General features: G+C 70.6%; 14 protein-coding genes and 1 pseudogene. 6 read left to right on the top strand and 9 right to left on the bottom strand.

Annotated elements, in window-relative coordinates; translation table 11 throughout:
- Window positions 1-158 precede the first annotated feature (158 nt).
- Window positions 159-482: a hypothetical protein gene (locus ABZ956_RS19850; RefSeq protein ID WP_361894998.1), complete on the top strand. Its 324-nt coding sequence runs from the start codon at window positions 159-161 to the stop codon at window positions 480-482.
- 22 nt (window positions 483-504) lie between these two features.
- Here the strand turns inward: ABZ956_RS19850 and ABZ956_RS19845 are convergent.
- Both ABZ956_RS19845 and ABZ956_RS19840 read right to left on the bottom strand, forming a co-directional pair.
- A protein-coding gene (locus tag ABZ956_RS19845; protein WP_361894995.1) for an IS5 family transposase occupies window positions 505-1,364 on the bottom strand; the annotation gives its coding sequence in 2 pieces (ribosomal slippage) (window positions 505-1,241 and window positions 1,241-1,364; 861 coding nt in all).
- 48 nt (window positions 1,365-1,412) lie between these two features.
- Entirely contained in the window at window positions 1,413-2,315 is a 903-nt protein-coding gene (locus ABZ956_RS19840) for a YcxB family protein (RefSeq protein ID WP_361894992.1), read from the bottom strand.
- A 789-nt stretch (window positions 2,316-3,104) separates the two neighbouring features.
- Here ABZ956_RS19840 and ABZ956_RS19835 point away from each other — a divergent pair.
- Window positions 3,105-10,904, top strand: a complete 7,800-nt coding sequence (locus tag ABZ956_RS19835) for an SDR family NAD(P)-dependent oxidoreductase (RefSeq protein WP_361894989.1) — start codon at window positions 3,105-3,107, stop codon at window positions 10,902-10,904.
- Between the two features lie 97 nt (window positions 10,905-11,001).
- Here ABZ956_RS19835 and ABZ956_RS19830 read toward each other — a convergent pair whose 3' ends face one another.
- Window positions 11,002-11,442, bottom strand: a complete 441-nt coding sequence (locus ABZ956_RS19830; protein WP_361894986.1) for a hypothetical protein — start codon at window positions 11,440-11,442, stop codon at window positions 11,002-11,004.
- Between the two features lie 254 nt (window positions 11,443-11,696).
- The gene (locus ABZ956_RS19825; protein WP_361894983.1) at window positions 11,697-12,227 is read right to left on the bottom strand and encodes a MarR family transcriptional regulator; all 531 of its coding nucleotides are present in this window, start codon (window positions 12,225-12,227) and stop codon (window positions 11,697-11,699) included.
- 143 nt (window positions 12,228-12,370) lie between these two features.
- Here ABZ956_RS19825 and ABZ956_RS19820 point away from each other — a divergent pair, with 143 nt between their 5' ends.
- Window positions 12,371-12,859: a hypothetical protein gene (locus ABZ956_RS19820; protein ID WP_361894980.1), complete on the top strand. Its 489-nt coding sequence runs from the start codon at window positions 12,371-12,373 to the stop codon at window positions 12,857-12,859.
- 886 nt (window positions 12,860-13,745) lie between these two features.
- On the opposite strand, the gene ABZ956_RS19815 is transcribed toward ABZ956_RS19820, so the two are convergent.
- Window positions 13,746-14,078 (bottom strand): hypothetical protein, encoded by a 333-nt coding sequence (locus ABZ956_RS19815; RefSeq protein WP_361894977.1) that lies wholly within the window; start codon window positions 14,076-14,078, stop codon window positions 13,746-13,748.
- Between the two features lie 454 nt (window positions 14,079-14,532).
- Here ABZ956_RS19815 and ABZ956_RS19810 point away from each other — a divergent pair, with 454 nt between their 5' ends.
- The 3 genes and pseudogenes from ABZ956_RS19810 to ABZ956_RS19800 all read left to right on the top strand — a co-directional run bounded on the left by ABZ956_RS19810 (window position 14,533) and on the right by ABZ956_RS19800 (window position 17,620).
- Window positions 14,533-15,216, top strand: coding sequence for a hypothetical protein (locus tag ABZ956_RS19810; protein WP_361894974.1), 684 nt, complete (start codon window positions 14,533-14,535; stop codon window positions 15,214-15,216).
- A gap of 892 nt (window positions 15,217-16,108) precedes the next feature.
- Complete coding sequence (locus tag ABZ956_RS19805; protein WP_361894971.1) at window positions 16,109-16,282, top strand: hypothetical protein; 174 nt, start codon at window positions 16,109-16,111, stop codon at window positions 16,280-16,282.
- Between the two features lie 19 nt (window positions 16,283-16,301).
- A pseudogene (locus tag ABZ956_RS19800) lies at window positions 16,302-17,620 on the top strand (cytochrome P450).
- Window positions 17,621-18,271: 651 nt separating this feature from the next.
- Here ABZ956_RS19800 and ABZ956_RS19795 read toward each other — a convergent pair.
- From ABZ956_RS19795 to ABZ956_RS19780, 4 genes are all read right to left on the bottom strand, one after another.
- Window positions 18,272-18,802, bottom strand: coding sequence for a GNAT family N-acetyltransferase (locus tag ABZ956_RS19795; RefSeq protein ID WP_361894968.1), 531 nt, complete (start codon window positions 18,800-18,802; stop codon window positions 18,272-18,274).
- 258 nt (window positions 18,803-19,060) lie between these two features.
- On the bottom strand, window positions 19,061-19,639 hold the full coding sequence (locus ABZ956_RS19790; RefSeq protein ID WP_361894966.1) for a hypothetical protein: 579 nt from the start codon (window positions 19,637-19,639) through the stop codon (window positions 19,061-19,063).
- Between the two features lie 545 nt (window positions 19,640-20,184).
- Window positions 20,185-20,676 carry a DinB family protein gene (locus tag ABZ956_RS19785; RefSeq protein ID WP_361894963.1) on the bottom strand — a complete coding sequence of 164 codons (492 nt, stop codon included), beginning with the start codon at window positions 20,674-20,676 and terminating at the stop codon, window positions 20,185-20,187.
- 648 nt (window positions 20,677-21,324) lie between these two features.
- On the bottom strand, window positions 21,325-22,191 hold the full coding sequence (locus ABZ956_RS19780) for an EamA family transporter (RefSeq protein WP_361894960.1): 867 nt from the start codon (window positions 22,189-22,191) through the stop codon (window positions 21,325-21,327).
- Window positions 22,192-22,210: the final 19 nt, after the last annotated feature.

Raw genomic sequence — 22,210 nt, 5'->3', positions numbered from 1 at the left:
GAGAACCCTCCTCGCCGAGCGGAAAATCTGGCGACCCGAGGGGACCGCTCGACTACGGTCGCCGGGGAGGTAGACGCGTGTCCTGGCCATCTGTGATCATCCTTGTCCCCGCGGAGCGACGCCCGTCGCTTGAAGGGCGAATCCGTTCCCTTGAGCTCGTGCCGGATCCCGTGACGGGCGACGAGAGGCTGCACCAGCACGGGTACTCGTACTACATCGACCTCTCGGGCGGGATCCTGGCGGACTACGAGCCGGAGGAGCTCGAGCAGGTGAGGACCCGGATCGGCGAACCGTACGCGGTCTATGTGTCGTGCCAGTCCATGGACGCGGCCCGGGCCTTCCTCCGTGACGTCCTGCCTGGCGTGGACGGTCTTGTCGACACCAACCACCACGAGATCCTGCAGGTGAGTGAGTTCCTCACGCTGGTGGACCGTTACCCCGGATGGGACTGGCGTCGCCAACCGAGCGCAGACCTCCAGTAGACCGGCTCACATCGGCGTCCTGTCACCTGCGGGTCCAGATGAGGATGGCGGCCAGGTGCAGTGCGGCTCGGTAGGCGACAGCAAGCTTGTCCGTCCGCATTGCAAGGCCCCGCCACTGCTTGATCCGAGCGATGCACCGCTCGACGGCATTGCGCTCTTTGTATGTCTCAGCGTCGAAGCCGGGCGGGCGGCCTCCGGCGCGGCCTCGCCGCAGGCGATGGCCGATCTGGTCGATGGGCTGCGGGATAACGGCACGGATACCGCGTCGACGGAGGCGCCCACGGATCGAGCGGGAAGAGTAAGCGCGATCCGCAAGGACGACCGCAGGGCGGGTTCTTGGCATGCCGAGTCCGCCTCGCGGGATCCGGATTCCGGCCATGACTGCCTCGAAGGCCGGCGCGTCACCGGCCTGGCCCGCGGTGACGTGGATGGACAGAGGCCGTGCCCGGCTGTCACTGGCCAAGTGGACCTTCGTGCTCAACCCACCGCGGGAGCGTCCGAGCGCGTGATCCTCTGGCTCGGCCCGGCAGGGCGCCCTCCTTCTCCTGGCTCCGGCCGAATGCTGGTGAGCCCGGCAGACGGTGGAGTCCACCGAGACAGTCCAGCCCACGTCGTCGCCAGCATCCGCCACTGCAAGGACAGCCGCGAGGATCCGTTCCCATGTGCCGTCCATGGCCCACCTGATGAGGTGTTTGTAGGCGGTCTGAAAGGGCCCGAGCTTCTCTGGCGGATCGCGCCAGGGCGAGCAGGTGCGGTACTCCACGCGATGGCTTCCAGGGGCCGGCGATGGTCGGCCCACCGTCGTCCACGGACCGGATCGGGCGGCATCAGCGGCTCGATCCGGTCCCACATCGCATCAGTGATCACTAACCGAACAGACACATCCGATCAACTGACTCACTCATTCAAGGAGACACCCCCTAGCGCCGTTTATATGCGCTTCAGGTTTCTGTCCAGAACAACCCGAAACCGGTCAACGTCCGCAGGGTCCTGGGCCCCTCGCTTGGGCACCACCGAGACTCCGGCCGCGCGCTCACCGCCCAGCAGCACGAAGAGCCCGGGGGTCTCCAGGTACTCCCGGAACACCGTCCAGTCGTGGGTAAAGGACACTCGCTCGCCGGTACTGGCCATGCCACGGTCATCGGCGGCCACACGGCACTGCCCGTACGGCTCCACGATGCTGAACATCCTGCGGGCCGTGGTGCGCAGCCCACGTACAGTGCCCCAGGACGCGGCTGCGACGGAGAGCACCAGCGCAGTGATCAACACGGGCAATGCGATATCACGGAGCACGGCGAAGGCGGCCACGCCGGCCGCAGCCATCAACGGTCCCAGCAGCGCCTGCGTCCGGCCTGCTGCTGTCCGGCGGGCTCGCGCACGCAGCGCCTCTTCGAAATCCGCGGCCGCCGGCCGGAAGACGAACTCCACGGCCTTGCCGCGGCCTGTGTCCTGAGGCAGGAAAGCCGTTGTCGCTCTGGCCAGCTCCGTGTCGTACTGGTCGGCCTCGAACCGGTACTCAGGGGGCAGTTTCCCGCCGTCCCCGCTGTTCTCCCAATCCGTCCAGAGCACATAGGAGCCCTCGCGGCGGATGGTCACCCAGACGGAGCCGCAGCAAGTAGTGCTGCACTCCGCCGCCGCCAGCATCACCTTGCGACCGGCCTCCGTCGCAGCCAGTGGAATGCCCTGCCACCACGAGGTGACGCCCTCGGGACAGGCGTCCTCGATGACGTCCTGCCCGTTGATCAGCGGGCGGATCTGACCGTGCAGCTCCGGGTGGACGTTGTCCTCGGGACCTTGTTGGCGAAGGGCGAAAATACTTATCTCATGTGACACCAGATGATTATGCGCCACACCCTTCTGTGCTAGCCCATCCTTTCTCTGTCAGGCTAGACATACCGATTGCCTGCCCTGCCTCCGTTCCGCACGGCAACGAGTGCTGGGGCCGCTCGCAGATCAGTATGGCCGCCCTGCACCGGCTGGTGCACCAGTACATCGCGGAGACCTTCCCTGCGTTTCCCGCCGCGTCTGTGCCGAGCTGGCGGACGCTGAGCCGAGTCTGGCAGGAGTGGTTCGGCCCGGGCCGGGCCAGGGGCCGCTATCAGCGGTCAGCCGCCGCGGCCGAGGAGGCGGGGGTGGGCCGGCGCCTGGTGGTCCACCGGCAGGGCAGGGTCCCGGGGCTGGGCTCGACGCCGCTGCCCCTGCGCGAGGGATGGGGTGAGGACATGAAGTGGCCCTATCCGGGCGTCCCTGGCGAGAACCCTGGGCAGTGCGTTGTCGCCGGTGCCGTTGAGCGGTGATTGCGGCGGCTGGGAGTCGAGGGGAGTGGGCGGCTTGTCGGAGGCTACGGAGCCTTGGCCGTCTGAATCCACTCTGTGATGAGTCGTGCCTGAAATCTCATTCAGCAGGCGCTCGCGAATCACTTGGAACCCACCAGCACGGGCGTGCTGCAGGGATATCAAGGGGCATCAAGGAGTATCAGCTGTTAATAAGTCATCCGTTCACAGGTTCATGCGAAAGCAGTTATATCTGTTTTGCTTACGGCGTCGGTGGTCAGTGATATCGGCATCCGCATCCGCACCCGTGTGACCCATGGCTCTCGCCGCACGAAAGGGCTGATGTCCCATGTCCGTTGACGGACCCGGCACCGTTCCGTGCGACCGGCTGATCGCGGTGGTGGGGACCGCCTGCCGACTGCCCGGAGGCATCACCAACCTCGACGAGCTGTGGCAGGCGCTGCACGAGGGTCGCGACCTGGTCACCACCGTTCCCAGGGACCGCTTCGACACCGTGCGCTTCGTGGATCCGGACATGCCGCGCCCGGGAAAGAGCTACACGGACGCGGGCGGTTTCCTGGACGACATCGCCGGTTTTGACGCGGACTACTTCGGCATCTCCCCGAAGGAAGCCGCCCAGATGGACCCCCAGCACCGCTTGCTGCTGGAACTGGCGGCCGAGGCGTGCGACGACGCCGGTATCTGCCCGCAGTCGCTGGCGGGATCCGACACGGCCGTCCTCGTGGGCATATCCGACCACTCCTACGGCGCGTTGCAGTTGTTCCAGACCGAGAGCGTCAACGCGTACACCATGTCCGGTGCCGCCTCGTCGATCGCCGCGAATCGCCTCTCCCACTTCTTCGACCTGCGCGGCACGAGCGTGGCCGTCGACACCGCCTGTTCCTCCTCGCTCGTGGCACTGGTACAGGCATGCCAGAGCCTGCTCGCCGGAGCCTGCCGCACCGCGCTGGTCGGCGGGGTGAACCTGCTGTTGAGCCCCTACCACTACGTCGGGTTCTCGCAGGCGTCGATGCTTTCCCCGAGCGGCCGGTGCCGGTCGTTCTCGGCCCGCGCCGACGGGTACGTGCGGGCCGAGGGCGGCGGGGTGGTCCTGCTGAAACGGCTCGCCGAGGCGCTGGCCGATGGCGATCGGGTCCGCGGCGTCATCGTGGACAGCGGCTCCAACAGCGACGGACGGACACCCGGGCTGGCCCTGCCCCGGATGGAGAGCCAGGAGAGCCTGCTGCGGCAGTTGTACGACCGGGCCGGGATCGCCCCCGACGACGTCGCCTACGTGGAGGCGCACGGCACGGGGACCCCCGCCGGGGATCCCATCGAGTGCGAGGCCATCGGCCGTGCCCTGGGCGCCCGACGCACCCGCGGAGAACTGCCGATCGGCTCGGTCAAGTCCAACCTCGGACACCTGGAGCCCGCCTCCGGTGTTGCCGGGCTGCTGAAGGCGCTGCTCGTCCTGCGTCATGGGGTCATCCCACCGACCCTGTACGCCACTCCACCCAACCCGCACGTCGACTTCCGCGCCCTGCGCCTGTCGCCGGTGCTCGAGCGCCGCGACGCGGAGATCGGCCAACGGAGTGTGGTGGGGGTCAACTCCTTCGGCTTCGGCGGCGCCAACGCGCATGCGATCGTCGCCGCGCCGCCGGCCCCCGCCCGTCGCGTGGTGCCGCCGGCCGGCGTGGCCCTGCCGGTGCTGGTCTCGGCGCGCACCCGGGACGCGCTCGCCGAGGCGGCCCGCCGGACGGCCGACCGGATGGCGCGAGCGGAACCGGAGGAGTTGTACGACCTCGCGTACACCACCTGCCTGCGGCGCGGCGCGCACCCGCACCGTGCCGTCGTGCTCGCCACCAGCCCCGCACAGGTCGCCGAGCACCTCACACAGCTTGCCGGACGGCTGACGAAGCCCAAAGAAGCCGGCGCCGCTCAAGAGACGGACACGGCTCGAGAAGCTGACACCGCTGACGCGCCTCACGAGGCCAGTGCCGTTCGGGAAGCCGGTGCACTTCAAGAGCCCCATGTGGTGGAACAGGCCGACGTGATTCACCAGACGGAGGCGGTTCTAGCGACACGGGGCACCCCGCAGACGGACGCAGCTCACGAGCCGGGGACGGCCGGCCACGCAGCCGTCGCAGAGGCCGTCGCCCGCGGCCGCGTCGTCTTCGCGTTCTGCGGCAACGGCGCCCAGTGGGCCGGCATGGGTGCGGACCTGCTCGCCGGGGACCCCGTCTTCCGGGAAACCATCGAGGCGGTCGACGCCCAGTTGTCCCCCTGGACAGGCTGGTCGGTGGCCCGGGCCCTGGCCGACCCCGCCGTCGACGTCCGCACGGCCGCCACGGACGTCACCCAGCCGCTGCTGTTCGCCGTGCAGGTCGCGATCGTGGAGGTCCTCAAACGCCAGGGCATCGAACCGGCAGCGGTGGTGGGGCACAGCGTCGGCGAGGTGGCCGCGGCGTACGTGGCGGGTGCCCTCACCCTGGCGGACGCGGCCCGCGTGATCGCGGCCCGGGGCCGCGCCCAGGCGGCAACCGCCGGTACGGGAGGCATGGCCGCCGTCTGCCTGCCGCGGGAGCGTGCCGAGGCTGCTGTCGCCGCCCACCCCGCCCTCGGCGTCGCCTGCGTGAACACCGACCGCGACGTCACCGTCTCCGGCCCCGTCGGCCAACTCGGCGCCCTCACCGCAGACCTGGCCAAACAGGGTGTCACCTGCACTCTTCTCGACGTCGATCACGCCTTCCACAGCCCGGCCATGGACCCCGTCGAGCAGCCGCTGAAGGCCGCACTCGAAGGATTGCGGCCCCTCCCTGCCCGCATCCCCATGGTCTCCACCGTCACCGCCGCCGTCGTCGAGGGCACCGAGCTGGACGCTGCCTACTGGTGGCGCAACGTACGCGAACCCGTGTTGTTCGCCCAGGCGGTGCAGCATCTCCTGGGGCTGGGGCACGACGTGTTCGTCGACATCGGCCCGCACCCGATCCTGCGGCCCTACCTGCGCAGGCTGACGCACAAGCGCACCTCGCCCGTAGCCGTCGTGCCCACGCTCGTCAAGGAAAGCGAGGGACCGGCGGCCCTGGCCACCGCTGTGGCCGCACTCATCGCGGCCGGCTCCAGCCTCGACTGGAGCGTCCACTTCCCTGCCCCCGGGCGCGTCACCGACCTGCCCGCCTACCCGTGGCAGAGGCAACGGCACTGGAACGGCTCGCCCGGTGCCTGGTCGGGCACTTTCCGGGACGACGGCGTCGACCACCCGCTCCTCGGCGACCGGCTTCCGCTGTACGAACCGACGTGGCGCGGCCCCGTCGAACCCGTTCTGGTGCCCTGGCTGGGCGATCACCGGCTCGGCGGGACGGCAGTGCTGCCCGCGACGGGCTACGCGGAGATGGCCCTGGCCGCGGGGCGGAAGGTGCTGGGTGGCCGGGCGGAGCTCGAGCACCTGGAGATCACCAGGATGCTGCCCGTCCCCTGGCAGAACCCGAGCAGCATCAGCCTTTTCCTCAACCTTTCCCCCGACGACGGCGCGGTCACCGTCACCAGCGTCACCGGACGCGCGGGAGAACCGGTGCATCACGCCCGCGGCCGTGTGCGCCGGCTGCTGCGACCGCGGCCCGCCCCGGTCGACGTCGCCGCGGTACGCGCACGATGCGGCGGGCGGGTGGACCCGGAGGAGCTCTACGCGACCGTCGCGATCGCCGGGCTCGAGTACGGACCGAACTTCCGGATCCTGCGCGGCCTCCTGCATGTCGGGGACGGTGAAGCCCTCGCGGCCTACCGGCACGGCGCCCCGTGCGACGACTACGAGATTCACCCGGTCCTTCTCGACGGAGCCCTGCAGAGCGGGCTGCCGTTCCTGACCGGCGACCTTCGGCGTCGACGCGCCTGCCTGCCCGGCGCGATCGACGCGGTCCGCGTCTGGCAGACACCACCCCCACAAGGACTGTTCCACGTGCGCGAGCGCTCCCGCACGGCGACGGAGATCTGCTGGGACATCACCGTCACCGGCGAGGACGGCACCGTCATGGCCGAGGTGGAAGGCTGCCGCCTGCGACGATTCGACAGCTTGAGGACGACCCCGCTGACCCGCTACGCGACGGTCATGCGGGCCCGACCGCACCCGCACCTGCCCGCCCCTCCCTCCCCCCTGCCCCCGCCGTCACAGATCCTGACCGCCGCACAGCCGCGCATCGACGAACTGCGCGCCGACTGGCGCACGCTCCGCTACCACCAGGGACGGCTGCGCCACAAGCACGTCGTGGCGCTCGGCCTCGCCGAGGGCATCGCCGAAGTGCTGCCCGACCCCTCCGCGTCCTTCACCCCGGACGAAGTCCTGGGCCCGGACGTCGCCCGGCACCTCCACCGGCTGGGGGCGTACCTGCTGAGCCTCCTCGAACGGCGGGGTCTCGCCGGACGCGAGGAGGACGGCAGGTGGCGACTGACCGTCCACGAGTCCACGGCGTGGCAGGCCGCACAGCGGCTGGTACGCGACTTCCCCGCCTACCCGGCCGAGATCGCCCTGTCGATGAGCCATGCGCGGAGCTTGGGCGGGGTGATGCGCGGCACGAAGGACCCGCTGGAGTTCCTCACCGAGGGCGGCGCGGAACTGGTTGAGCAGTTGTTCGACATCGCTCCCTGGTACCGCTTCCACAACCGCCTGGCACAGGCCCTCCTGACGCCGATGATCCGCCACTGGCCCGCAGACCGGCCGCTGCGTGTGCTGGAGGTCGGCGCCGGCACCGGTGGCACCACGGCCGCCCTGCTGCCACTGCTGCCACCGGACCGAACCCGCTACGTCTTCACCGACGTCTCGGCGATCCTGCTCAGCAGGGCCGAGAGGCGGTTCAGCGCCCACGACTTCGTCGACTACCGCACCTACGACCTGGACGCCGACCCCGCGGACCAGGGTCTCACCGATGGCGGCTTCGACCTGGTCGTCGCCTCGAACGCCCTCCACACGGCCAAGGACCTCCGCCGTTCCCTCACCTGGGTCAAGCGCCTACTGGCCCCCGGCGGACACCTTCTGGTGATCGAGCAGCACGACGCCGAGGACATCGCACTGTTCTTCGGCGCCCTGGAGAGCTTCTGGAGTCACACGGACCGCGACCTGCGGCCCGAGGTCCTGCTGCTGCCGGCCGCGCGGTGGCCGCGGCTGTTGCGCGAATGCGGTTTCACCGACGTCATCCGCACCGGCGACGGACGCGGCATCCGCGACGCCCACGGGTCCGTCCTGCTGGCCGCAGCCCCGCGCACCTCCGCCGCCCCTGATCCTCTGCCCACCACGGACGACACGACCGTGTGGATCGTCGCCGCGGAGCGAGCCGGCGAGCCGGAAGAAGAGCCGGGCCTACCGGACGCGGTGGCCCGGGCGCTGGTGGGCGCCGGCGGACGCGTGGTGCGCCCCCCGGCCGCCACCGACGCCTGCCAGGAGTGGGTACGGCTCGTCCCGGCGGACACCGACGCGGTGTCCTTCGTCCTCCTCCTCGACGGTGACGAGGGCCACGAGGGGTCCCCCCAGGACCTGCTCGACTTCTCCACCCGCCGCGCGGCCGTGCTGCGATCGCTCGCCGCCGCATGCGACGAGCTGCCGGAAGGAGTCCGGCCGGCCCTGTGGCTGGTGACCCGCCCCAGCGGAGCCCTGCCCGCTCCCGAACGCGCCCTGGCCCCCGCCGACGCGGTCGCCTGGGGCGTCGCCCGTACCCTGGCCAACGAGCACCCCCGCATGATGGTGCGCCGCATCTCCCTGGACCGCACCCCCGACGACCCGGCCCGGGACGGCCGCCGCCTCGCCCGGGAACTGCTCACCCCTTCCGACGAGGACGAGATCGCCCTCACCACCCAGGGACGCTTCGTTCCCCGGATGGTCGACGTGAGCGACAACCCCCAGGGCACCACCGAAGGGCACCGCGTGCCCGCCTTCGCCCTGGAGGTGCGCGAGCCGGGCCTGACTTACCGGCTCGTCTGGAAGGAAACCGGCCCCCCGGCCGAGCCGGGGCCCGGGCGCGTCGTCATCGCCGTGCGCGCGGCGGCCCTGAACTACCGGGACCTGATGCACTCCCTCGGCGTGCTGCCGCCCGTCGAGTGGGCGCAGCGGCTGGACCGGGAGCCCGGCCCCGGCCTCGAATGCGCCGGTGTCGTCGAGGCCGTCGGGCCGGGCGTCACCTCGGTGGCCGTCGGCGACCGGGTCTTCGGCCTCGGACCGGACACCTTCGCCTCGCACGTCGCCACCACCGCGGACGCCGTCGGCCGGATGCCGGCCGGAATGACCTTCACCGAGGCCGCCACCCTCCCCGTCGCCTTCCTCACCGTCCACCACGCGCTCGGATACCTGGCCAGGCTCAGGCAGGGCGAGACCGTGCTGGTACACGGCGCGGCGGGCGGCGTCGGGCTCGCCGCGCTCCAGTTCGCCCGCCGCCGCGGCGCGCACGTCATCGCTACGGTCGGCAGCCCGGTCAAGCGCGAGCTCCTGCACGCCATGGGAGTCGAGCACGTCCTCGACTCGCGCTCCGTACGCTTCGCCGAGGACATCCGCGAGATCACCGGCGGCCGCGGGGTCGACGTCGTCCTGAACTCCCTGGCAGGCGAGGCCATCTCCCGCGGCCTCGAAGCCCTCCGGCCCGGCGGCCGCTTCGTCGAACTGGGCAAACGGGACATCTTTGAGGACAAGCCGCTGCGGCTGCGCCCGTTCGCCAAGAGCATCGCGTTCTTCGCCGTCGACCTCGCCCAGCTCCTCGACGAACCCGAGCTGGCCAAGCAGCAGTTCGCCGAGGTCGTCTCGCTCGTCCGGTGCGGCCGCTACCGGCCGCTGCTGCACAGTGTGTATCCCGCCGCGCGGATCGCCGAGGCGTTCCGGACGATGCAGCACTCGCGCCACATCGGCAAGATCGTGGTGGGCTTCGACCCGCTCGACGAGCCGCCGGCGGTCGAACGCGCCGTACGGCCCCCACGCTTCACCCCCCACGGCACCTACCTGGTGACGGGTGGCCTCAGCGGCTTCGGTGCGGCGACCGCCCGCTGGCTCGCGGAGCGCGGCGCCCGCCACCTCGCCCTGACCGGCCGCCGGGGCGCCGAGTCGCCCGAGGCCCCCGGGCTGCTGGCGGACCTGGCGGCTCAGGGGGTGCGGGCAAGGGCGTATGCCGCGGATGTGTGCGACACCGACACGATGCGGCGCGTGATCGCGGAAGCGGAGGCCGACGGACAGCCGTTGCGCGGCGTCGTCCACTCGGCCATGCACCTGGACGACGCCTTCCTGGCCACGCTCTCCGACGAGCGGTTCAGGGCCGGCCTCGCGCCCAAGGTGGCCGGCGGAACGGTGCTCGACGCCCTGACCCGTGACCGGCCCCTCGACCTGTTCCTGGCCTACTCCTCCGCCGTCGCCGCCATCGGACACATCACCCAGTCCAGTTACGTGGCAGGCAACCTCTACCTGGAAGCGCTGGCCCGCCGACGCCGCCAGGAAGGGCTGCCCGCCACGGCCGTCGCCCTGGGAGCGGTCGGCGAGACCGGCTACGTCGCCCGCAACAACCTGCAGGACACCATGGCCCAGGTGGGCATCGAGCCGGTACTGCCCCACGAGGTGTTCGAGGTCATGGAAGAGTTCCTCACCGGGCAGCGGGACGTGGCCGGCACCGGCCGCTACAACTGGGCGGTTCTGCGGGGGCTTCTGCGGAGCGTGGGGGTGCCGCGTTTCGCCGTCCTGGTGCCCGTGCGGGGATCCGAGCAGGTTCCGAGCCGGGGCGAGATTCTCGGCCGGCTGTCCAGGATGACGCCCGAGGAGTCCGAGAAGTACATCGCCGATTCGCTCGCCAAAGTGCTCGCCGACGTCGTTCAACTGCCGGTGGAACAGATCGACCACCACCGCAGGATCGACACGTACGGCATCGACTCCCTGATGGCCACGGAGGTCCTGACCTCGCTTCGCCAGCAGTACGACGTCGACATCCCTCCCCTGGAACTGCTGCGCAGCGACGGCACCATCGCCGATGTCGCCCGCATCATCCACCTCAGGCTCGGCCTCGCCACCGGCAGGGACGACACCGGGCCGGCGACACCCCGCCTACCCGCCCCGAGCGACCCGCCCGAGCAGCCACAGCTCCCGGCCCTGGCGGCGGGGGAGCAGCGCGACGACGCCGGCCCGGGGGAGTGAACGGGTCGTCGAGCGTCAGTTCCGAGTCCTGGGTGGTCGGCAGCGCCACCGGCCGGCCTGTGGGGGTTCGGTTCAGCGAGGCCGGCGGCGCATGAGCTCAGAACGTCTGGGTGGTGTACCAGGTGGCCTGGCTGGTGGGATGGGCCACGTCGGTCGTCACCCCGCTGAGGCGGCGGTCGGTCCCGAGGGAGCCGATGCAGCGGCCCCTGGTGCCGTCGGTCCAGGGGATGACGAAGTAGATGTAGTTGCCGTCCACAAAACCCTGCTCGATGGTGCCCGTCACGGATCCCGTCGTGGATCCCTTCCTGGCGGTGCCGGTGAGGTTCCCCTGAGCGTCCTGGGTCACGGTGAGCGTGGCGTTGATCAGGTTGCTCTGGTACATGGTCCAGGTCCCGCTGGCGTTGAAGCCGGGGGCCTTCACGACACGCGCGACGGACGCCGGTGCGGAGTGCGGGTGAGCGGTGGCTGCGGCGGGAGCCAGGGTGCCGCCGAGTCCGACGGTGAGGGCGAGGAGGACAGTGGCGAATCTTGTGCGCATGCGAAATCCCCTTGCAGTAGGGTGACTTGTCCGGCATGTGTTGCGCTGGGGATGAGCATGACGGTCTCGACGACCCCACACCAGAGGTCACCTGACCGGGTGAAATATGCGCCTACGTTGACGCTCGGGTCGCAATCCAGCCGCCAGGGCTGCCACTGGTGGCACGTTCTCTCTGAGGGCGGCGCCACGCCGCGCAGCATCACATCCGGCCACTGCCTGAACCGCGCCGCGGGGCGGTGGCCGGCCTGCTCGCCCTATCGGCGAGCGCGCGCCGAGTTGCCGTCCGATGCGTCCGGGGTCGGGTGCCGCAGGCGGTCGAGGTTGCCGAGAAGACGGCCCAGAGTCGCGCCCAGAGCGGCGCGCTCCGCGGCCGAGAGACCGTCCAGGAGTGATTCCTCGACCCCGGCCAGTGTGTGCCGCATGTCCTCCAGCATGCGCCGGCCCTCCTCGGTGACGTGGAGCTCGGCGGTCCGGCCGCGCCCGGTCGGCGTCGTCCGGGCGACGGCACCCGCCTGCTCGAGGCGGAGCACGGTGGCCTGCATGCTCTGGGCCGTGACGCCGGCGCGGCGACCCAGCTCGCTGTAGGACAGACCGGGTTCGTGCGCCAGATGCCCCAGGGCCCCCATGAGTCGCAGCGAGTGGCCCTGGTCCTCGAGGCGGTGGTTCACCTCCTCCTGGACCATGCGCCCCGCGCCGACGAGCAGCAGTGCGAAGGGCAACGAGGGAGGCGCGGCGGGCTGCCGGGAACGTTCGCGGGAGGCGTCTGCGGGGTCGTCTGCCGCCAAGGCCGTGCCACCTGCTCCTGCTTCTCGTGTGTCCGGCGTTCTGGTGTGTCCCGTACCGGTGGGGCTCGCCGTTCCCCTGGCACAGAGGGATGGTAACGTCCGACGAGTTTAAGTCAGACTGAAACTCGAAGGGTCGCGGTCCCATGACAAAGCTCCTGCTCAGCCTGCACGTCCTGGCCGCCGTACTGCTGATAGGCCCGGCCACCGTCGCCGCCAGCCTCTTCCCCCGCTACGCCGGGGAGGCCCTGGCCCCCGCCGAGGGCCAGGCCGGCCCGCGCCCGGCCCTGCCCGCCGTCCGGCTGCTCCACCGCGTCACCCGCGTCTATGCCGTCCTCGGCGTCAGCGTCCCGGTCTTCGGCATGGCCACCGCCAAGCAGATGGGCGTGCTCGGCGACGCCTGGCTCGTGGCATCGATGGCCCTGACCGCTGTGGCCGCCGTGCTGCTGGGCATCGCCGTGTACACCCAAGGGGCCGTCATGGCCGTGCTGGACGAGCCCTGGAGCGAGGAAGCGGCGCGCTCGGCCGCCGCGCGGCTGCCCCGGCTGTCGATGGTCACCGGGCTGTTCGCCCTCTCCTGGGCAGTTGTCACCGTGCTGATGATCGTCCGTCCAGGGTCCACCACTGGGGCCTGACGGCCACGGAGCGGTCGGTCGGCACCAGCCGGGACGCGTCGGGGCGACGACACCCACTGCGCCCGGCCGGGTGCCGCGGCCAGCGCGGGCACACGGTGGTGGCCTGTGCCCGAGCTGCGGGGCTGTGATGCCACCGGGGGCGGGGCGGAGTGGAGCGGTGGCGAGGATGTGCAGGAGCTGGTCGGCAGCGGTGAGGCGACCAGGTGCGTCAGCCGTGAAACCGACACGCCCTCACGTACTGTGAACGCGCTTCGTGCTCCGGCCACGGTGACCGCCTCCGCTGCCCTGGGGGCCGATGCCCGTGGGCGGGCCGGTCCTTCGGCGGTTGGTGCCGTATATGCCGCCGTTGGCTGTGACGGGGGGATGAACCCGCTGGCGCGCCCCGACGTCCGCCGGGGGGGCACGGCGGACGTCGGCGTCCTGCCGGGCCAGGTCCTCACGCTCTCCCCGCATGGCATCACCGTCGCAGTGCCGCCGCACGGCACCACCGCGTTCGGTGCCTGGTCGCCGGTTAGGGGGGACAGCAGGACGTCCTGGAGCGGGAGTTGCGCGATATCCACCGCGTGATGGTGACCTCTGAGCTGACATGCTCGCTACCCACCTGAAGCTGCACGGCACACCCGTACTGGTCCCCGTCCCGGGCGCGGGCGGTACCGGTGTCGGCCGGCAGGCCCACCTGACCTACGGGGGCTGACCCCGCCCCCCTCATTTCACGACGTCTTCGCCTCTCTGGCAGCTCGCAAAATCAGCTGCAAGCGGCAGCCACCCCGTGGCCCGGCCGCCCGCACCACCGCACCAGCCGCTGAGCCTGGCCGTGGCCCCGGTTCCGGCAGCTCGGTGCTGGTTGCGGGGCCGCAGCGGTGGGTGGTGGTTGCTGGTGTTGCCGCTATCCGAACATCACGTGTGTCGGGTAGGGCGCGGTGTACTCCCCTGACTGCTGGCGGGAGCCGAGGAACCTGCTGGTCGAGGTGCAGGTGCTGTTGGTGTACAGGCGGGCATCGGTGTCGGTGTCGTTGTGGGCCATGCTTGCGCCGCCGGGGATCGCAAGGCATTGGCCGTTGGGCGTGGAGCCGAGGAAGGTCTCGCGCCCGGTGTCGGCGCGTGTGTAGAAGAAGGTGCCTTCGGCGGCCTGTGTGGGGGTGGCCATGGCGGCCACCGTCATCAGCACCGCTGCTGTGGCTGTCACGACAGTCCTGATCACGTTCCTCGGTGCGTGCATGACGAGGTTTCCTTCCCTCAGGAGGGGAGCCGTGGAGGTGCATTGTTCATGACAGCAGGGGAATTAGAGTTATAGGGCCGCTTTTCGCACGATCCACCCGTTAGGGTGATGCTGTCATCTTTTGACAGGGACTGCCGCAGGGGCTGCCGCAGGGGCGGTGCTCGGATGCGCCGATCCGTGGATCTTCAACCTGGGTGTCCCGGGGCTTGGGTGGTGACGGTGGAAGGCGGTGCCCGTCCGTCGCCGGGTGCCCTTGGCCGGCGCGGGTGCCCGTATCCCCAGCGGCTCGTCAACGCATAGGCCCGGCGAGCGTGCGCGAGATCAGGTGAATACCGTAAAGGCGGCGCACCGTATTTAACCCGCCTCAACCCGTCACTTTTCACACGGTCGACAGTTCACTCGACGTGAAAGTACGCCGGTCATACGCGCACCGGCGCCGATGGGGAGGAAGACTGTGAGCATCGTTCAGAGGGTCGCTGCCGCCGCCATGTTGACCGTTACCACTCTCGGGGTCGGATGCGGGACCGCCTCGGCCGCGGGCCAGGGCGAGGGATACGCGCCCATCTACTGCAACAACCCGTACAACGCCACTCTGGTCGACGCCTCCGGCGGAACCGCGGTGGTGCGTCAGGCCCAGGATCTCCTGGGTGTCGGCGTGGGCGGTGACGGCGCAGGCGGGGCCGGCACCGGTGGCAACGGGGCTGGTGGCAATGCCACCAGCGGTAACGCCGGGGGCGGTTCCGGGGCGGCCGACAACGGCGGCGGCTTCGGCAACATCGGTGGTCCGGTCTTCGGCGACGAGGGCAGCTCGGCCCCGGGCGGTTCTGGTACGAGCGGTCCCGCCGCCGGCGGCCCCGGCAGGGGCGGCGTCGGCACCGGAGGCCCGGGCAGCGGCGGCTCCGGCGCGAGCAGCGGCGCGCAGCACCAGGGGGCCACGGCCAACGGCGGCAAGGGCGGCAGCGCGGACCTGTCCAACGTCCAGCAGGCCAACCACAACCACTGCGGGCAGAGCACTGAGGCCGAGCTCAGCAACACGGTCGACAAGAGCACCGCAATCGACAACAGCACCTCTGTCGACAAGTCGGTCCGGACCAGCAAGCTGCGCATCGACCGCGGCGGCCGTCCGCAGCGGCACTGAACACGACTGACGGTCCAATAGCGAACCAGTGGTGGCGCCTTCCGCCGAAAGCGGTGGAAGGCGCCCACGGGCCGGGGCTATGACGTGGTCCGCAATCAGGGGGAGGCGCCATGCGAACGGCGTCGGCCCGTGCCCATAGGGTTGCTGCTCCTGGAGGGCGGCACCGATGGCGCAGGTCCTCGCCCAGTGCTTCGGTGCTCACCGACGATCGCGGGATGCGCTCGGACGGATCTCGCTGAAGGTCCGGATTTGAACGCTGGGCGCCCTCCGGGGCGCCCGTGCATGCGCCGCCGGCCGGGCGCGACTGGCGGCAGGGGGCGAGGCTGAAGCCGCCGACTGGCTCACCGCCGCAGCAATTGGGAGAGATCTGACCCCGAGTCAGGCAGAGCGCGGTCCCCAGGCGATTAGCCGGCGTCCTGGGGACCCGACTATGGAGTCGCGCCGTCCTCAGCGAAGCCGCGGCCGCTACGTCACGCGGGAGCGGGCTGCGGCACGTCGAGGACGTCGGCCACCTTTCGCGCCGTCGCCGGCACGTGGGGCGGGAGGTAGGTGTCCAGCAAGGGGTCAAAAGCGGCGCGACAAGCCGCCTGTTCCGCCACATTGGTCAGGCGAGTTCGGCAGGATGGCTGGGAGAGGAGTTCGGCGATGGATCCCAGGGTTGGGGGCTACCGGGTGCCGGCCCGGCCCCCCGGCCGTCGCGGCCGGGGTCAGAGGAGGCGGACCGGGTGCTGGCCGGCGGGCCGCCGAGACCCGAGTACGTACGGAAGCTCGTGTTCACCCAGCAGGTGATGGCCGAGGTAATGCGGCTGTACTCGATGGCCTGGGCCGTTACCCGAGTGGCCCGGGAGGGCGACGTGGTAGGCCGTGTGCCCGTGCCGGCCGGCACCACGCTGTGGCCTATCCGCCCTTCGGGGACGGCGCCCACCAGCGCGTGGGGCAGGCGTTCTTCGTCATGGAGTCGGTGCTCGTCCTGGCCACGGTACTGAGCCGCTACGACGTGAACGTGACTGGGGATCCCCGCCCCGCCTGGCCATCGCTCTGCCGCCCCGCGGGCGCGTCGGGCTGACGCTCACGCCTCGCAGCCGTTGAAGTCCGCCGCCGAACGCGACCTGCCCGTCGCGCCCGGGCGGCTTCCCCTGCTGGGCCACGCCATCCCCCTGGTCAACCGGCCCTTCGCCTTCCTGGAGGCCGTCCGCGAACTCGGCGAGATCGTACGCATCCAGATCGGCACCACCCCGATGTACATCCTCAACGAGCCCCGGTACCTGCACGCCGTTCTCGTCACGGACGCCGACAGGACCGCCCGCGGAATCCTCTTCGAGCGGGGCCGGAAACTGGTCGGCAAGGGGCTGCTGGGGTCCGAAGGGGACCTCCACCGCCGACAGCGCCGGCTGATGCAGCCGGCGCTGCGACGCAGCGGCATCGCCGCCCACAGCGCCGTGATGCGACGCAACGTCGCCCGCCTGAGCGCCTCCTGGCGAACGGGACAGGTGGTCGATGTGCGGCAGGCCATGACCGACTTGGTCGTCCGCAACACCACCGACGCCCTGTTCGGGTGCAGCGCCGACGAGGGCACCGTTCGCGCCATGTGTCGCGCCGTGCCGGTCCTGTTGGACAACCTGATGCGCCAGTACCAAAGCCCCGCCTTCCTCGAGCGCTTCCCCCTGCCCTGCAACCGGCGTGTGACGGCCACCAGCCGCGCCGTCCACCGGGCGATCGACGAGATCATCACCCGCCGACTCGCCGACCCCGGCGGCGAGGACGTGATCAGCCGTCTGCTGTCGGCCCGTGCCCCGGTGAGCGACGAACCGATGTTCCCCCGGCAGGTGCACGACGAAGCCTTCAGCATCTTCATCGCCGGGGTGGGCACCACCGCGGCCGGCCTCGCCTGGTTCTTCCACGACCTGGCCCGTCACCCACAGGTCGAGCGACAGGTGGTGACCGAGACCAGTGCCCCGCTGCCGCAAGACTGGAGAGACGGCCTGGATACACCTGGCGAGCGGTACAGGAGACGCTGCGCATGCACAGTGTGCTGCTGGTCATGCGGCGTACCGTCGCGCCCCTGCGGCTCGGCGCGGTTGAACTGCCGCCGGGAACCGAGATCGGCTACAGCCCGCACACCATCCAGCGCGATCCCCGCCTCTACCCGGATCCGCTGCGCCTGGATCCGGACCGGTGGCTGCCGGGGGCCGCCAAGCCGCTGCCGGCCGGCGCCTTCACTCCCTTCGGCGCGGGACGCCACCGGTGCATCGGCGAACACTTCGCCTGGGCGCAGATGCTGACCACGATCACTACCCTGCTGCCCCGCTGGAAGCTACGCCTGGCCCCCGGCGAAACCGTCCGCGAAATCAACGGCGTCCATCCACGGCCCAGTACCCTGCGCATGACGGTGACAGCCCGTTGATCAACGACCGCCCACGGACCGACGGCCGCGTGCCGCGCCCTGCGCTGGACGGTGTCCACTCTCAGACGGTCCTGCGGACGAGCCGGGCGCCCACTCTTGACCGGTCGGGCTCTGGTGCCGTCAACTCGCCTCGTTCCCGGTGTCAGTCCGCGCAGATACGCTGCCGGTTTTGGGTGGTCTTGATGACGAGGTACGAGCAGCGCGCTCCGGGCTGATGCCTTCGCGAGCGCGGCCCGGCAGCGGGTGGAGCGCGAACGCGAGCAGGAGGCAGGGATTCGGCAGCTCTTGGCTGAGGCCGTGGAGCGGCTGAGGCCTTTCGGGAGGGAGGTCTTGGTCCGGGTGCGGCCCGCGACGTTCCGCGGGCAGTACACCAAGGGCCAGCAGCGCTTCCGCCTGATCTCTCAGCAGCGGTGCTGGAAGATCACCGATACCTCCGGCCGCTGGGAGATCGACAGTCGGCTGGAGGACGAATGGAATGGACTCGCCCGTTCTGGTGCTGGACGACGGCACGGACGGCCGCTTCTGGCTCGACAACGGGCTGGTCCCGCAGCGCGACGGGGTGTACGTGTCCTCCTACCACCCCGCCGCGCTCTCCGATCGTGTTTTCACCTCCAGCCCGCGCACTGACCTGCCGACGGCCTGCCTCGGCCGTCAGCCGATCCGCCGGGCGAGCACCTGTCCCGGCCATGCCTCGGACAGAAAACGGTCGGTGGGGGTGAAACCGTTGCGCTCGTAGAACGCGACCAGTTCGCCCCCTCCGCCCGCCCAGCAGTCGACCCGCAGCAGCGCCACGCCGGCCCGTCGGGTCTCCTCGGCGGCATGGGCCAGCAGCGCCGCCCCGATGCCCAGACCGACGTGCCGTCGGTCGGAGACCAGCAGCCGGGTGTACCGCTCGGGTTCCTCGGCCGGCGCGATCGGCATCTGCGGGCTGGGCCCACAGCCCAACACCAGGGCTCCGACGGCTACTCCGGCCAACTCCGCGATATATGGGGCGTTCTCGGTCGTGTACCGCTCCACCCGCTCCACCGCGCCGGGCTTCTGCGAATACGGTGTCGTGCCCCACTGCTCGGTGTTGCCGCGATCGTTCATCCAGGCCACCGCGGAGTCGAGCATGTCCAGAATGGCCGGTGCGTCGGCCAGGCTGCCTGGTCTGATCCGTATGCCATGTGCGATGTCGTTCACGGCGGAAGCCTAGGTCCTGCCCTACAGGTCACGAGCGGAGCCATAGTCGGATCGCTGCTGCCACTACGAGCGCGCCGGAACTGAGCCGGCCATGCTTGTTCCACTTGTGGAGACCGGCGGCGCAACGGCGTCTCTGGCTGCCGGGCGGTTGGGAGTAACCCACGCTCGGCTTCCGGGCATGTCCAGCTCCTGCTCCGTCGGCTGGCCTGTCGGCCTGTGTTCGGGCGGGCGCGCCGACCGCGGGCCGGCGGTGCCCGGTCATTCCGCCGGACTATCGTGACCGGGTTGCCGCGCCGTGGCGGTGGGCTCCTCTCCCGCCAGGTCGGCGGGCGACCGCATCATCCCCCCGGTGCAGAAGACGCAGCCCTCCCAGTACGGCAGGGCGTCCAGGACCCGGTGGCGGACGCACGAGGCCGTGACGGCCATGTCCGGGCCCGGGAAGACCTCCTCGTCGGCGGGGTGCGCTGGCGGGGTGAAGGCATCGACCACGGCCCGGTACCGCTGCAGGTAGCCGGACACGTACGGCGGCTCGTAGCTCAGCTCGTCCCAGCGGTGCCGTTCCAGTGCGAGGTCGATCACCCGTAGCACGAAGTCCTTGGCTCGCGCCCGCTCGGTCGGGGTGCCGCCCCAGTCGATGTCCTTCAGGTCGAATCCGACGACCCCGCGCCCCATGACGGTCTGGTCCTGCAGGGCCAGGAGCGCGGCGAACCGGAAGTCCCACGGTCGGCGGGCGAGGTCCGAGACGGCCAGCCACAGCACGTCGAGGAAGGCGGCCGTCCCGCCGTTGGACAGGTACAGGTCGTCACCCGTGCCGCCGCTGCCGAAGACGTTGCCCATCGCGCCAGCCTAGGGACCTCCACACGGCGGTCGTGATCCGCCCTCTTAACTTGGTACGCAATGGAGCCACGAAACGCTGGTGCGCTGGTCCCGAAGACGTGCGTCCAAACAGTCCAGGACCTCCTTCGTGCACCAGGTGACGCCCCGAGACCAGTGATCGGCGGCCAGGGCGCGGGTGATGGCGCGGGCCACGGCGACCACGGCGGATATGTGGCACGCAGCACGCGGCGGCGGTCCTCCTGCCGAGTACAACCAGGCCCGGAGCATCCTGGCGAAGGCCGGCAGCATGTACGCGGCCAAGTCGCACGTCGTCCACGGCAAGAGCAGCGTGCCGGCCAGGTACGGCGCCCAGCTGCTGGCCTGCGTGCGGGACGAGTTCCGGCACGATGACAAGAACCTTCCGCTGAAACAGTCGGGCATGTCGCCCTACCGGCGGGCTGCGGTCGCGCGGTTCATGGTGGCCCGGCTGACGCCGGCCTCCTGCCGGTTCGGTGCGTTCAACGGCGCCCGTCGTGGGGTCGCCTCGGCGGGTCTGGTGGTCTGGCTCACGTCCGGCGGGTGGTGGTGGTCTGCTCACGCAGGATGTCGCTGTGGCCGGCGTGGCGGGAGAATTCCTGGATCATGAGCAGGTAGATCCATCGCAGGCTGACGCTGCCGAAGGTGGGGTGTCCTCGGGTGGCGTCGAGGTCGATGTCGGCAGCGATCGTACGTGCGCGGTTGCCGGCGCGCTCGAATTCGGCGATCACGTCGGCGACCGTTTCGTGGTCGCTGACCACGAAACTGGCCTCGCCCACCATCGCACCGTCGCATTCGGATTCCGGCAAACCTCCCAAGATGTGCTGGAACCACTTCCTTTCCGCGAACGCGGCGTGTTTGACCAGTCCGATCGACGTCATCATGGACGGAACGAGACGGCGGCGGGCCTCTGTTTCCGACAGGCCGCGCACGGTATCGATCAGCTCGGCCCGGGCATGGTCGAGCATGTATTCGAGCAGCTGACGCTCGGGGCCGCCGGTGACACGAGTCGGGTCGTTCATGGCGCGTGTGTCCTTACGTAGACAGCGTGGGAGTTCACGGTTCCGGTTCGCTGTGTCGAGGCGATGTTGCACAGATTCGGCATGGCGGGCGCTGGCGCCGGATCCGGCGAGCCAACCAGTAGGCGGCGATGATCTCGCTTGCTCGCGGGCTGGTGGTGCCGAGTCGATCGGTTCGGTGCCGAACACGAATCGGATGCCGACCGGGATTCCTGGCCGGGAGAGGTGTCGTCGACGACCAGCATCCGGGCCACCGAGACGACGAGACCGGCTTCTCTCCGAACGTTACGTCCGGGCTGGCTGCCGCAGAGATCCCGCCGAACTCAAGTCTGCCTCGCCAGACGGCACGAGTCCATACCGGTGGCCCGACCCCGTCCACGGTCGATAGCGCCAACGAGCGAGCCCGATCGGATCACCCTGCCCACACCACATACCGCTGACGCCCCCTCACCTGCCGGGAGTCGATCACGGGACAGGCCGCTGTGCGCCCCGGCGCGTACAGAAGGCGGGGACGCGGGCCCGTAGAGAAACCGGCTGAAGTTGGCCGGAGCCGGACTTACCGCTCCTGGCCGAAGCCGTGTGCGGCGGCACCCGGCCAAGGTCACTGAGAAGTGCCGCGCGCCCTTCGCCGGGCTGTTGAGGGGCCGTGCGTCAGCCCGTCGCCAGGAGGACCGTGCCGACGAGTGCCAGGCCCGCGCCCGCGGCCTGGATGGTCTGGAGTTTCTCGCGCAGGACGCCGCGGGCGGCGAGTGCGGTGACCACCGGGTACAGCGAGGCGAGGACGGCCGCCACCGTCACGGGGCCGTTGTTCGCGGCGATGGAGTACGTGCCGTTGGCGGCCACGTCGGCCAGCCCGACGAAGGCGAGGGCGGGCAGCGCCGAGCGGATGCCGCTCCAGCCCTCCTCCGGCAGCCATGGGTTGCCGCGTCGCACAGAGGCGTACAGCGCGCCCGCGCCCACCGCCACATTGCACACGCGCTGCACGAACAGCGCCAGGAACAGCCCGGTGAGGTTGTGCGAGGCCTCGGCGATCAGGGCCATTACGGAGCCGAAGCCGAACGCCGCGATCATCGTCAGCATCAGGGTCTGGCGCTGCACGGGGGCGCCGCCCCTGCTCGGGCCGCTGGCCAGCACCACGCCCGCCACCGCCACCGCTATGCCCGCGAACTGCAGGATCCCCGGGCGTTCGCCCAGCACCAGGCCCACGCCCAGCGGCACCGCCACCCCGCCCAGCGCGCCCAGCGGGGAGACGACGCCCATGGGGCCGAGGGCCAGGGCCTTGTAGAAGGCGAGCATCGCCGCCGGGCCCACGACGCCGGCGGCCACCGCGAACCACAGCTGGGGTCCGATCTCGGACCAGCCGCCGGTGGCGATCACGATGGCGCCCAGCGCGCCCACGGCCAGCAGCTGGGAGAGCAGGACCACGGTCAGGGCGGGCATGCGCCGGGTGAGCAGCCCGCCGCCGAAGTCGGCCAGCCCCCACATGAGGCTGGTGGCCAGGGCGAAGACCGGTGTCATGGGGGAGACCTCGCAGTAC

The organism is Streptomyces sp. NPDC046261, assembly GCF_040646235.1.
GTDB lineage: Bacteria > Actinomycetota > Actinomycetes > Streptomycetales > Streptomycetaceae > Streptomyces.
This window is presented reverse-complemented; position numbering and strand designations above follow the sequence as displayed.

Bases quoted from the DNA above. Each gene is read 5' to 3' on its own strand.
- ABZ956_RS19835 (WP_361894989.1), top strand. From the start codon at position 3,105: ATGTCCGTTGACGGACCCGGCACCGTTCCGTGCGACCGGCTGATCGCG.
- ABZ956_RS19830 (WP_361894986.1), bottom strand. From the start codon at position 11,442: ATGCGCACAAGATTCGCCACTGTCCTCCTCGCCCTCACCGTCGGACTC.
- ABZ956_RS19820 (WP_361894980.1), top strand. From the start codon at position 12,371: ATGACAAAGCTCCTGCTCAGCCTGCACGTCCTGGCCGCCGTACTGCTG.
- ABZ956_RS19815 (WP_361894977.1), bottom strand. From the start codon at position 14,078: ATGCACGCACCGAGGAACGTGATCAGGACTGTCGTGACAGCCACAGCA.
- ABZ956_RS19790 (WP_361894966.1), bottom strand. From the start codon at position 19,639: ATGGGCAACGTCTTCGGCAGCGGCGGCACGGGTGACGACCTGTACCTG.
- ABZ956_RS19785 (WP_361894963.1), bottom strand. From the start codon at position 20,676: ATGAACGACCCGACTCGTGTCACCGGCGGCCCCGAGCGTCAGCTGCTC.
- ABZ956_RS19780 (WP_361894960.1), bottom strand. From the start codon at position 22,191: ATGACACCGGTCTTCGCCCTGGCCACCAGCCTCATGTGGGGGCTGGCC.